10 protein-coding genes are annotated in these 12,756 nt (G+C 58.4%); 6 read left to right on the top strand and 4 right to left on the bottom strand.

The annotated features are described in order from the left end of the window. Positions 1-17: 17 nt before the first annotated feature. Entirely contained in the window at positions 18-539 is a 522-nt protein-coding gene (locus AM218_RS01075; protein WP_054411050.1) for a GNAT family N-acetyltransferase, read from the bottom strand. 195 nt (positions 540-734) lie between these two features. Beyond that, a complete protein-coding gene (gene dapF / locus AM218_RS01070) occupies positions 735-1,529 on the bottom strand; it encodes a diaminopimelate epimerase (RefSeq protein WP_054415172.1) in 795 nt (264 codons plus the stop codon). A gap of 286 nt (positions 1,530-1,815) precedes the next feature. Between dapF and AM218_RS01065 the strand changes: the two genes are divergently transcribed. The 3 genes from AM218_RS01065 to AM218_RS01055 all read left to right on the top strand — a co-directional run bounded on the left by AM218_RS01065 (position 1,816) and on the right by AM218_RS01055 (position 5,064). Then, positions 1,816-2,703, top strand: a complete 888-nt coding sequence (locus AM218_RS01065) for a class I SAM-dependent methyltransferase (protein WP_054411047.1) — start codon at positions 1,816-1,818, stop codon at positions 2,701-2,703. 87 nt (positions 2,704-2,790) lie between these two features. Then, the gene (locus AM218_RS01060; RefSeq protein ID WP_054411045.1) at positions 2,791-3,747 is read left to right on the top strand and encodes a Ppx/GppA phosphatase family protein; all 957 of its coding nucleotides are present in this window, start codon (positions 2,791-2,793) and stop codon (positions 3,745-3,747) included. Positions 3,748-3,996: 249 nt separating this feature from the next. Beyond that, on the top strand, positions 3,997-5,064 hold the full coding sequence (locus AM218_RS01055) for an Ldh family oxidoreductase (protein ID WP_054411043.1): 1,068 nt from the start codon (positions 3,997-3,999) through the stop codon (positions 5,062-5,064). Between the two features lie 69 nt (positions 5,065-5,133). On the opposite strand, the gene AM218_RS01050 is transcribed toward AM218_RS01055, so the two are convergent. Further along, positions 5,134-5,874, bottom strand: coding sequence for a murein L,D-transpeptidase catalytic domain family protein (locus AM218_RS01050; RefSeq protein WP_071843654.1), 741 nt, complete (start codon positions 5,872-5,874; stop codon positions 5,134-5,136). Positions 5,875-6,317: 443 nt separating this feature from the next. Between AM218_RS01050 and AM218_RS01045 the strand changes: the two genes are divergently transcribed. From AM218_RS01045 to AM218_RS01035, 3 genes are all read left to right on the top strand, one after another. Continuing rightward, positions 6,318-8,630: a T9SS type A sorting domain-containing protein gene (locus AM218_RS01045; RefSeq protein ID WP_054411039.1), complete on the top strand. Its 2,313-nt coding sequence runs from the start codon at positions 6,318-6,320 to the stop codon at positions 8,628-8,630. A gap of 317 nt (positions 8,631-8,947) precedes the next feature. After that, on the top strand, positions 8,948-10,810 hold the full coding sequence (hscA, locus tag AM218_RS01040; RefSeq protein ID WP_054411037.1) for a Fe-S protein assembly chaperone HscA: 1,863 nt from the start codon (positions 8,948-8,950) through the stop codon (positions 10,808-10,810). 185 nt (positions 10,811-10,995) lie between these two features. Next, the gene (locus tag AM218_RS01035) at positions 10,996-12,198 is read left to right on the top strand and encodes an anhydro-N-acetylmuramic acid kinase (protein ID WP_054411035.1); all 1,203 of its coding nucleotides are present in this window, start codon (positions 10,996-10,998) and stop codon (positions 12,196-12,198) included. On the opposite strand, the gene AM218_RS01030 is transcribed toward AM218_RS01035, so the two are convergent. Next, the gene (locus AM218_RS01030) at positions 12,195-12,650 is read right to left on the bottom strand and encodes a hypothetical protein (protein ID WP_157547460.1); all 456 of its coding nucleotides are present in this window, start codon (positions 12,648-12,650) and stop codon (positions 12,195-12,197) included. The genes AM218_RS01035 and AM218_RS01030 overlap by 4 nt on opposite strands. Between the last annotated feature and the right edge of the window lie 106 nt (positions 12,651-12,756).

Raw genomic sequence — 12,756 nt, 5'->3', positions numbered from 1 at the left:
AAAAGATATTTTCCTATTTACCCGGCCAGAATACACTGCCACTCTACGGCATCCTGCCACCCCTGTGCCGTGCGCAGCCACTGCTGCCGCACGCCTACCTGGCGAAAACCAGCGGCCTGAAAAAGCGCCTGACTGGCCGTATTAGATATTTCCACGGTGCAATACAGCTGATGCAGGCGCAGCGTTTGCTCTGCATAACTCAGACTCAGCTGTAGTGCGGCGGCGGCATAGCCCCGCCGGCGTTCCGTAGCCAGCACCGTAATGCCCAGACCCGCGCGCTGGTGCAGCGGATTAAAATCAAACAGATCCAGCGTACCCACCGGCCGGCCATCGGGCTGGGCACAAATCACCAGCCGCAGCTGCTTCACCTCATGAAAATCGGCGGCGGCGTGCTCCAGGTACTGGCGCAGCACGTGCCGCGACACCGGTGCCAGCGTATCCGATACTCCCCACAAGGCCGCATCATTTTCCAGGTTGTAGAGAAAGTCGAGGTCGTCGGCTTCCAGCGCACGCAGGAAAATCAGTTCGTTCCGGAGCATGGGTTTATATCAGGCGGAAATTCAGTGAACAAGTAATAAAACCAGCAATAAAATACGCTGTCATCCTGAGCTTGCGAAGGACCTTATCCCGCTAGAACGAGTCGTTATTATGATGTTCGTTCACATGTGATAAGGTCCTTCGCAAGCTCAGGATGACAGAAGTTTTGTGCTTCCTATGGTGTGTATTGATACACGCTACACCTCAATGGAACCCTCAAATACGCGGGTGGCGGGTCCGCTGAGGAACACGTGGGTGAAGGAGCCATCCGGGTGCGCATCAAAGGTTACGCGCAGGTCGCCGCCAATGGTGCGCAGGTGCACGGGGCTGGCTGCCCCGCGCCGGGAGGCGGCCAGAGCTACGGCCGTTACCCCGGTGCCGCAGGAGAAGGTTTCGTCTTCTACGCCGCGCTCATAGGTACGCACCTGCCAGGGCTGGGCCGGGTCAGAAGGAGCTTCCACAAAATTGACGTTGGTGCCCCGCTCCCGGAACCGCTCGTTGTAGCGAATGGCGCGGCCTTCAGCAAATACATTCAGTTCCGCCAGCGTACTGGGCGGCAGAAAGCGCACGAGGTGCGGCGAGCCGGTATCCAGAAAAATGCCGTCTTCTTCTACTTCCTGCTGCCCTAGCACATCCTGCATGCGCAGGTGTACGGTGCCGTCGGCCTCTATGCGGCCTTCGTGCTGGCCATCGGCGGCCAGAAAAATGGTGGTATTCTCTATCACCCCCAGAAACTGCGCAAAAGCTACCGTGCACCGGCCGCCGTTGCCGCACATAGAGCCCACGTAGCCATCGGCATTGAAATACACCATCTCGAAATCATAGTCGAAATGCTTGCGCAGCAGAATCAGGCCGTCGGCACCAATACCGAGGCGCCGGTCGCAGAGGCGGCGTACCAGGGTATGGTTAGCCGCGTCAAACTTTCGGGCCCGGTCGTCAATCATTACAAAATCATTGCCGGTGCCTTGGTATTTATGGAATTGCAGCTTCATAATAGAGGTGAGGTAGGGATAAGCAGAGTAGATAACCAAGGTGTGGGCCTGATAGCAACGTCTCCGCTTTTCGGCTGCAAAGCTACCGCGAATAAGCCGTTTCCGGCCGTGGTAAATACCGGGCCGCGCCAGCCGCCGGAGACACAGTAAGATACAGGTTAGCCACTGATAATTACGTAGTGCGAAACCCCTTTTCTCCGCTGCCATGGGTCGCGCTTCTGCCGCCATTTAACCAGCAATGCCCTACCTTTGGCCGCCCGCCCAAGGGCGGTTTCGCTTGTACCCTATGTATTCTTTCCTGACCACCGGCAACTGGCCTGATTACGAGCTGATCGACTCGGGCAACTTTGAAAAGCTCGAACGATTTGGGCAACATATCCTGGCCCGGCCCGAGCCCCAGGCCATCTGGGACCCGAAGCTGTCGGCGGCAGAGTGGAACCGGGCCAACGCCACCTTCACCCGCGAAAAAGGCAGCCAGGAGCGCGGCCAATGGAAAATAAAGCCCGGCACGCCCGAGCAGTGGGTTATCAACTACGATCAGGAAGGCCTGAAACTGCGGTTCCGGTTGGGGCTGTCGTCGTTTAAGCACGTGGGGCTGTTTCCAGAGCAGGACCCTAACTGGCAGTTTATCTACCAGCAAACCAAGCTGCGGAAAGCGGCCGTGCCGCGCGTGCTGAATTTGTTTGCCTACACCGGCGCCGCCACGCTGGCCGCCCGCGCCGCCGGCGCCGATGTAACCCACTTAGACTCCGTGAAGCAGGTAAACTTCTGGGCCCGCGACAACATGGAAGCCTCCAACCTGGATGGGGTGCGCTGGCTGGTAGAGGATGCCATGAAATACGTGCGGCGCGAAGTAAAGCGCGGCAGCAAATACCAGGGCCTGATTCTGGACCCACCCGCCTACGGCCGGGGGCCTAACGGCGAAAAGTGGCAGCTGGAAGATGAGTTGAACGAAATGCTCAAGCTCTGCAAAGAGCTGCTGGACCCCACCGACCATTTCTTCCTCATCAACCTCTACTCGCTCGGGTTTTCAGCCCTGATTCTGGATAACCTCGTAACCGACATCTTCCCTCCTACTACCGGCCCGCGCGAAATCGGCGAAATCTATCTACACGACCAGGCGGCGCGCAAGCTGCCCCTGGGCACGTTCTGCCGCTTTGCCAGCCCTGCCTAGCAGCGGTTCTTTTTGTGTGATTTTGGCGTAGCAGTAACGTATTGCGTCCTGGTGTTTTCTTGTTAGCGGCCCGTATTCAACTTTCTGATGACCACTCTTACCAAACACCGCCGCCTGGCCCTGATTGATATGGGCACCAACACGTTCCACCTGCTGATTGTGGAGCTGCCGGAACCGCGCCACCTGGAGCCGGTGGTGCTGATGCGCACCAAAGTGGGCGTAAAGTTGGGCGAAGGCGGTATCAGCAACGGTGAAATTGCCCCCGCGGCGTATACCCGCGCTCTGCACACGCTGGCCGCTTTTCAGGAAGAGATTGAGCTGCATCAGGTAACGGAAGTGCGCGCCACCGCCACCAGCGCCGTGCGCGTAGCCCGCAACGGCGCCGACCTAGTTGAAGACATCTTCGACCAAACCGGAATTAAGGTGGATATCATTGCCGGCGACCGGGAGGCGGAGCTGATTGCCAAAGGTATTCGGCAGGCCGTGCCGCTGGGAGATGCGCCGCACCTGCTCATGGATATTGGCGGCGGCTCGGTAGAGTTCATCATTGCCGATGCGCACCGCACCTTCTGGAAGCAAAGCTTTGAAATTGGCGCTCAGCGCCTGCTTGATAAGTTTTTCACCCACGACCCGCTTTCCGAGGCCGACATCAAGGCCGAGCAAAATTACCTGGCCGAAGTACTGGCACCACTTACATCTGCCATCCATCAGTACCAGCCCGTAGGCTTGGTAGGCGCCAGCGGCACCTTTGATACGCTCTGCGACCTGCAGGCTGCCCGCACCGGCCATCCCGAGCTGGTGGGCAAAGCCGAGCCAGCCACCTTCATTTCCTACGAAAGCTTCAAAACCAGCTACCACCAGCTGCTCACCCTCAATCACGCCGGCCGCTTGGCCCTGCCCGGCATGACGCCCCTGCGCGCCGACATGATTGTGGTAGCCTGCGTGCTGATTGATTCGGTGCTGAACGCCTACAACTTCCGCTCCATCACGGCCTCCGCTTACGCCCTGAAAGAAGGTTTGCTGAGCGAGATGCTGGCTCAGTAACGATTTATCACCACCTCTTTCTCGCAGAGGCTTCTATCTCTTACCTGCGAACTATAGACCGTCATGTCGAGCGCAGTCGAGACATCTCGCGTGCTGATGTTGTGGTAGTAACTAAACGAAGCGGTATAGATGCTTCGACAAGCTCAGCATGACAGTTACTGTGGTAACGACCCTACGCGAGATGTTTCGACTTCGCTCGACATGACGGACGACTTTTGAACAGCATGAAATTCTGAATACCCCTTCCCAATGACTTCCAACTTCTCCTACAACCACCTCTTCGCTTTCACCGAGTCTGTCTTCCAAAGCATGGGCTGTTCGGAGGATGATGCTACGCTGGCCACGGAAACGCTGCTTTCCGCTGATTTGCGCGGCATCGATTCCCACGGCGTGGCCCGCCTGATTGGGTATGTGCGCCTGTGGGAAGCCGGCCGTATCAATGCCACGCCGCGGGTGGGTGTGACGTACGAAACGCCCAGCACTGCCGTGGTAGATGGGGATGGTGGTTTGGGGTTGGTAGTAGGCCCCAAGGCTATGCAGGTAGCCATTGAGAAAGCACAGCTGGCCGGCACGGGCTGGGTATCGGTGCGCAATTCCAACCACTTTGGTATTGCGGGCTACCATGCCATGAAAGCGCTACCGCACGACATGATTGGCATAGCCATGACCAACGCCTCGCCGCTGGTGGCCCCCACCAACTCCCTGGACCGGCTGCTGGGCACCAACCCCATAGCCGTAGCCATTCCCGCCGGCGACCAGCCCGATTTTGTAGCTGATTTCGCTACCACCACTGCGGCCAATGGCAAGCTGGAAATCCTGCAGCGCAAGAATCAGCCTGCCCCGGCCGGTTGGATTCAGGATAAAGACGGCAACACTTCCCTCAACCCCAATGAGCTGAAAGACGGCGGTGCCCTGCAGCCCCTGGGCGGTGAAACCGGCTCCCACAAAGGCTACTGCCTGGGCAGCGTGGTGGATATCTTCTCCGCCGTGCTTTCCGGCGCTAACTATGGCCCCTGGGTGCCGCCCTTCGTGGCTTTCCTGCAGCCCCCTGCCGACCCGGTAGGCCAAGGCATCGGGCATTTCTTTGGGGCGATGCGCGTAGATGCTTTCCGCCCCGCCGCCGAATTCAAGACGCACATGGATAACTGGATTTCCACCTTCCGCAACGCCCGCGCCGTACCCGGCCAGCAGGTGCTCATCCCCGGCGACCCGGAGCGCGAAACCGCAGCGCACCGCCTGCTGGAAGGTATTCCGTTGCTGATGCCGGTGGTACAGGACCTGGAAACGGTCGGCAAGAAATTTGGCCTTTCGCTGTAAAGTTTAAAAACACAAAAAGCCCGCTTGCAGCAATGCAAGCGGGCTTTTTTTATTGGAGGTGAGGGCGGCTTAGATCAGCGCGCCATCCTTGAAGAAAGTATCCATTGCTACGTCCTTGTTGAGGTAGCGGGAGTTGAAGGAGGTATCGGAGCCGTTCAGGTACAGGCAGGTGCCGCCATTCACAGTATCAATAATCTGAGAGTACTGATCCATGGGCAGCGCCGGGCAACCCAGGCTGCGGCCCAAGCGGCCGAACTGCTTAATGAAGTCTTCGCTTACATAGTCGGCGCCGTGCATGACAACAGAGCGCATCATGGCGTTATCGTTGTAGCCTTCGTCTACGCCCTGCAGCTTAAGGGAGCGGCCGTGCTTGCCGTAATACTCGCTCTGAGTTACATAAAAGCCCAGGCTACTCATGTTAGACTCATTCTCGTTGGAGAAGGAAGTCGCCACGTTTTCGCCGGAGTTGTGGCCGTGGGCCACCAGCGTGTTAAACAGAATCTGCTTCTGGGCCAGGTCCAGCACCCAGAGGCGCTTTTCCGTGGAAGGCTTCTCAAAGTCGATGACCGTAAGCAGTTGCTTGTCTTCGCTCAGCTTCCCTTCGCCTTTCAGGTTGAGGTAGCCCGTCAGGGCCTTCTCAAACACCTCGTAGCGCAGGCCGGTGGCCTCCACGCCCAGTTGTTGGTACAACTGGCGGGTGGTATGGGCAAAAGCGCTGGTCCGCAACTCGGCGGCAGTGGGCAAGCGGTGTTCAGCAGCAGTGGCACGGGCCTGGGTAGAGCCCATGGGGGTAGCCAGCGGAGTGGCCATAAATAGCGAAGCTACGAATGGCAGGATACGACGTGCGGCCCGACGCGCCCGGCGCTTCAGACGGTTCCGGCGAATAACACTTGGCTTTTCCATATCAGGTATTCAGGTTGGATCGGAGTTCTGGGCTTCCGCTGTAAACAGAAGCTCTGCCGACTATACGTAAAAAACGACTGATGGGTCAGTTATAATAACAGTATGTAGTGGGCTGAACATATATAGCGGGCTTATAATTCATATCAGAACTACTCAAATTGTGAATATCCAAATTTTATATAGTCCCTCCCAGCTGTATGATAATAGTATTTCACTAATTTAAGACCCCTTTTCGGCCACCCCCGATCTGGGAATAATCTCTCTTTTCCACTCCCCAATTCCCACTGCTTATGCACACGCGTACTCCTTTCGGGAGGGCTGTTGCCCTCCTGTGTCTTCTCGGCTGCCTAATGCTCGGTGCCAACCGACCGGCGCAGGCCCAGAAAATCGTCCTTCAGGGCTTCTGGTGGGACTATTGGAACAGCAATTACCCCAACGGCTGGGCTAACTACATTGCCCAGCTGGCTCCCCGCCTGAAAGCCATGGGCATTGATGCCGTGTGGCTGCCGCCATCCGTTAAAAATGGTAATCAGGGCAATGGCTACTCCCCTTTCGATAACTACGATTTGGGCGATAAGTACCAAAAAGGCTTTGTAGGTACGCGCCTGGGCACCAAAGATGAGCTGCTACGTGCCGTAGCTATTCTGCACGCCAACGGTATTGAAGTGGTGCAGGACATTGTCCTGAACCACGTAGATGGTGCCGGCTCGCAATCCGGCGCCGGTGGCCAGGACCCCGCCGCCTGGGAAGACTATACCACCAGCAAGTACAAGAACTTCCGGTACGTGAGCTATACCAAGCCGGCCTCGGCCGAAGATGCAGCCAACTACCTGGCCCGTAACGGACGCTTCTCCAAAAACTGGCAGAACTTCAACCCCAACCCCGGCAACAACTCTACCTCCGGCGACTGGAATGCCGTGTATTTTGGCCCCGATGTGAGCTACTACAATGGCTCGTATGGTCAGAGCTCCAACGCTACCTACAACCCCGCCCAGGGCGCCGACTACATGCGCAACAACACCCGTGACTGGTTGGTGTGGTATAAAAAGCAGGTAGGATTTGATGGCGTGCGGCTGGATGCCGTGAAGCACTTCCCCGACTTTGCCATGGAGGACTTCCTTTATAACATGCAAAGCAACGCGGGCTGGGCCAATGGCGGCGCTACCATGTTTGCCGTAGGCGAATGGGTGGGCTCCTCCGCCCAGATGGACGGCTGGGTAGCCAACGTGCAGAACCGCGCCGGCACCTTCGATTTCTCCCTGCGCAATGGCATTTACAACATTGTAAGCCAGGGCGGCAATTTTGATCTGGGCAGCCTGCCCGGCTACCAGCAGGGCACGCGCGTGGTAAACATCGGGGGCACGTACGTGCACCGCACGGTGCCTTTCGTGAACAACCACGACACCTTCCGCCCTACCACCGACACCAACGGCAACTACACCGGCTGGAACACCGGCTCGGAGCTAGCGCCGCACATTGATCCTTCCGATGGACGGCTTTCCGCGGCCTATGCCGCCGCGCTGGCTTTGGATGGCTCGCCCCAGGTTTTCTTTGAGGACCTGTTCAACGTGGGCACTACCAGCAAGCGCTTCGTACACCAGCCCACCAGCACCACCGACCTGCCTACCCGCTCCGACCTGGAAAACCTGATCTGGTGCCACCAGAACCTGCATTTCAAAGACGGCGCTTACAAAGTGCGCGGCCAGGCTGCCGACCACCTCGTAATCGAGCGCAGCACCAAGGCCATTATCGGCATCAACGATAACTGGAGCACCTGGCAGAACACTACCGTGAGCTGTGACTTTGCCCCGGGCACTGTTTTGAAAGACTACTCCGGCGCGAATGGTACGGCCACGGTTACCGTGAGCGGCTCGCAGACGGTAGCTATCAATACGCCGCCCTGCAACGGCACGGCCAGCGGTGGCCGCCGTGGTTACTCGGTGTGGGCGCCTACCGGCATCACCACCAACTACACCAAAGCGGCGCTGACTACCACGCAGGAATGGGAGTTGGCCGATGATCTGGGTGATTCGCATGCTTCCTCGCTGAAGCAGGGTGGTCAGCTGCCCGCTGCCTCTACGGCGCTGCGCACTGCCGGCCGTATTTACTCGGCAGCCAGCAAAGCCATTACTTATACCCTGTACCCCACCGATGCTACCCGCAGCCTGACCATTGCGCTGTACAACAGCGCCGGCACGCTGGTAAGCAGCAAAACCGGTACGGGCACCCTCACCGGTACCTACACCCCCGGCACCGCAGGCTGGATTACGCTGAAGGCACAGAATGCCAGCACCGCTAATCCCGCCCAACGCGCCTTCGTGAAAGCCACGTACACGGCCCCCACGGCCGTGGTAGGCTCCATGACGGCCCGCGGCACTAACCCCACCGACGAGCAGGGAACCAAGCCGGATCTGACCACCGGCCTCTCAGTGTACCCTAACCCCACTTCGGCCGGGCATATTGAGTTTACGGTGCAAACCCCGGCAGAGCGTACAGTTACCGTGCGGCTCTATGACCTGACCGGACGCCTGGTGCATACGCAGTCTGAGCAACTTTACGCCGGCTCTAATGAGCTGCGCCTGAAAGTGACGACCCTGCCAGCCGGCGTATATCAGCTTTCCGTTCCGGAGCTGAACCGCAGCAGCAAAGTGCTGGTGCGGTAATCTTATCGGATTTCAGAGTACATAAAAGCCTCTTCCTGATATGGGAAGAGGCTTTTTTTGTATCGACAAGGCCATCTTGTCTTTATTCACGGCGACAAATTTTCAACCGTTGTGCTTTGTGGCTCTTAGGGCGCTGGGCAACTACGCCTACCAGTATGCTGCGCCGGGCAGGCAGATTGCAAATCCGGCTGCGCTCTTTCCAATGGCACCGAAGTCCGCCGCTATTTCTTCGTTACTTTTGTGCCCCCGAAGCGGTTTATCAGTTATCTGTTTTTCACCCCCGTTTCGCTTGTGCCCTGTGGGGCGCGCCGCACCTTATGGCTAAAGTCGCAATCAACCTCTCAACCGGGAGTCTGCAGCAGGAAGAAATTATCGTTGGCATTGATCTGGGCACTACCAACTCGCTGGTAGCCTACATTCATCCGGAAACCCGCCAGCCGGTGGCCATTAATGATATGGGCCGGGGCACCATTGTACCCTCGGTGGTACACTTTCCCCAAGGCGGCGAAACGCCCATTGTAGGCACCGAAGCCAAGGAATATCTGCTCACCGATCCGCAGAATAGCATTTACTCGGTGAAGCGCCTGCTGGGCAAGTCCTACCGTGACCTGGGCGAGCACGCCGAGGACTTGGGCTATAAGGTGATTGATGACAACTCCGAAGGCCTGGTGAAAATCCGGGTCGGCGACCAGTTTTACTCGCCTATTGAGCTTTCGGCCGAGATTCTGAAGGAGCTGCGGGCCCGTGCCGAGCATGCGTTGAAAACGCCCGTGAATAAGGCCGTTATCACCGTGCCGGCTTATTTCAATGATTCTCAGCGCCAGGCCACCCGCGACGCCGGCCGTCTGGCCGGGCTGGAAGTACTGCGCATTGTGAATGAGCCCACGGCCGCGGCCCTGGCCTACGGCATCGGCCTCTCGCCCGACGAAGAGAAAACCGTCGCTGTGTATGACCTGGGCGGCGGCACTTTCGACGTCAGCATTCTGCGCATTCAGCAGGGCATTTTTGAAGTTCTCAGCACCAACGGCGACACCTACCTGGGCGGCGACGACCTGGACCGCGTCATCATCAATCACTGGACGGCCCAACACAACCTGAGCGCTACCCTGGCCAACAACGTTCCGCTGCAGCAGGAGCTACGCCTGCTGGCAGAATCTGCCAAGCGCTACCTGAGCAAGGACGATGATTTCGGCGGCAACTTCACTGAAAATCTGGTATTGCGCCTTACCCGCCAGGAATTTGAGGGTTTGATTCGCCCCTTGGTAGAGCGCACCATCGTTTCCTGCCGCCAGGCCCTCGCCGATGCGAAACTAACCCCCAAAGACCTCGATGCTGTACTGCTGGTAGGTGGCTCCACGCGGGTGCCGCTAGTCTACAATTCGGTTTCCGAGTTCTTCCAGCAGCCCGCCAACAACTCCCTGAATCCCGATGAAGTGGTGGCCCTGGGCGCTGCCATTCAGGCGGATATCCTGGCCGGCAACCGCCGCGACGTGCTTCTGCTGGACGTAACGCCGCTGACCCTGGGCATTGAAACCCTGGGCGGCCTGATGGACCCCATCATTCCCCGCAACTCCAAGATTCCGACCAAAGCCGGCCGACAGTATACCACCAGCGTGGACGGGCAGATAAACCTGAAAATCTCGGTGTATCAGGGCGAGCGGGACCTGGTAAAGGAAAACCGCAAGCTGGCCGAGTTTGACCTGCGCGGTATTCCGGCCATGCCCGCTGGCCTGCCTAAAGTAGATGTAAACTTTATTCTGAACGCCGATGGCATTCTGAAAGTAGAAGCCATTGAGCTGCGCTCCAATACCCGCCAGGCCGTAGAAATCAAGCCCCAGTATGGCCTCACCGATGAGCAGGTGGAGCAGATGCTGATGGACTCCCTCACCCACGCCCGTGAGGATGTAGCGGCCCGCATGGTAATCGAAGCCCGCACCGTGGCCGAGCAGATGCTGTATCAGGTGGAGCGCTTCGTGGAAAAGAACTCGCTGCATCTCACCGAAGATGAAATTACCGAGACGGCCGCCGCCACCGAGCGCCTTCGCGAAGCCCTGGCCACCAATACCAAGGACACTATTCTGAAAGCCGTAGACGAGTTGGAAGAACTGACGCGCCCCTTCGCGGAGCGGGTGATGAACATCTCCATCAAGCAGGCCATGGCCGGGAAGAAGATTGAGTAGTTAAGGATGCACAAATAGCTTAACCAACTCTAACCTACCTGTCCTCCTGAGCAAAGCGAAGGGCCTTCTCCCACATTAGCGAGTCGTTTGTACGATCATCGTTGATGCGGGAGAAGGTCCTTCGCTTTGCTCAGGAGGACAAACTTTTCTACCATTACTTTCAGGTCCCCTATTAACTGTTAATTATGAATGCCCAGCTCACTCGTCTTTGCCGCCTGGCGCAGCAACCATCCCGGCGCATAGTAGGGTTGATGTCGGGCACTTCTTTGGATGGGCTGGATGTGGCGCTGTGCCGATTTACGGGCCATGGGCCAGCTACCCAGGTAGTGGTAGAGCAGTTTGCCACGGTGCCTTACTCCACGGATACCCGACAGCGCATTCAGCAGGTTTTTGCCCGGCAGCAGGTAGATCTTCAGCACCTCACCCTGCTGCACGCCTGGCTGGGCACCCTGCACGGCGAGTTGGTGCTGGAATGCCTGCAGCGCTGGCAGGTACTACCCAACGAGGTTGACCTGATTGCCAGCCATGGCCAGACGGTTTTTCACGCGCCGCGCCACCAGCATAAGCTACCCGACTGGCCCAACGCCACCCTGCAGCTCGGCGACGCCGACCACCTGGCCGTGCGCACCGGTATCCTGACCATAAGTGATTTTCGGCAAAAGCACGTGGCCGCCGGCGGCGAAGGCGCCCCGCTGGCCGTTTATGGCGACTATCTGCTATTCACCCAGCCCGGCGAAGACCGGCTCCTGCTCAACCTGGGCGGCATTGCCAACTTCACCTATTTACCCGGCTCTTTAGATGCCACCGCCGTATTCAGCACTGATACCGGCCCGGCCAACACCCTGCTAGATGCGGTGGTGCGCCAACATTACCCCGGCCGCAGCTATGATGCGCATGGTGCCCTGGCCGCTAAGGGAACCGTCCAGGAACAGCTGCTGACCGAGCTGCTGCTGCATCCCTTTTTCCAGGCAGATCTGCCCAAAACCACCGGCCCCGAGCTGTTTGGTCTTTCATACCTGCAGACCGCACAGGAGCGCAGCCATACGCTGCACCTTGCTCCTACCGATATACTGGCTACGCTTGTTGCGCTGAGCGCAGAAGGCATTTCCCGCGCCGTGCGGCAGCAACTAGGACCGCAGCCCGCCTTACCCATTTATATAAGCGGCGGCGGACTGCATAACCCGGTGCTTTTAGCCGCGCTGCAGGCCCGGCTGCGGCTCTGCCGGTTGGGCTCCACCGCTGAGCTGGGCATTCAGCCCGATGCTAAGGAAGCGGTGTTGTTTGCTACCCTGGCCAACGAAACGCTGGCCGGCGAGCCGCGCACCATTGGTGCCGGGCCCCAGGCAGTGCCGGCGGTTTCGCTCGGCAAAATCTCGCTGCCCGGTTAGTGCCCCGTAGCAGCCGGGCTGCGCGGCTGATTTATCGGAATCAAACCAAAAAACAGCACCCGGGTAGCGGCAGAATCCCGGAACGATACATCCAACTGCACATGCGGGGTGGCCGCAAGCGTATCGGCTTTAAAGGTGAAGGCATAAAAGCGGCGCACATCCTCGCCCTCACCTACCCGTAGGCCAAACTTGTACAGCTCAAATGCCGGTTGGTAGCGTTGCCCGGCATGGTGCAGGGATTGAGCCGCAGCCTGAAACTGCTGGCGCGACACCGCCTGCGTTACCTCCGGGGCCAGCAAGCCATAGGCGCTGGCGTAATCAGCCCGCAGCACAGCCAGCAGAAACTGACGCGCCACCTGCATCTGAGAAGGCGGGCCGGCCACTGCCACAGTGGGCCCCAGCACCAGACCAGTTAGCAGCATCATCAAAAACAAAAACCGGGGAAGTTGCATAACGAGTGGGAAGACTTGCGTAGCGGTAACGCCAAAGCGGGCGCAAAGGCTCACACAGCACTGAAATAAATCGGCGGCACACCGGTGGGCGTGTGCCTACCAGAGT

The sequence above is a fragment of the Hymenobacter sp. DG25A genome (assembly GCF_001280305.1).
Lineage (GTDB): Bacteria > Bacteroidota > Bacteroidia > Cytophagales > Hymenobacteraceae > Hymenobacter.
The sequence above is the reverse complement of the archived record's forward strand: the minus strand, read 5'-3'. Positions and strand labels throughout refer to the sequence as shown.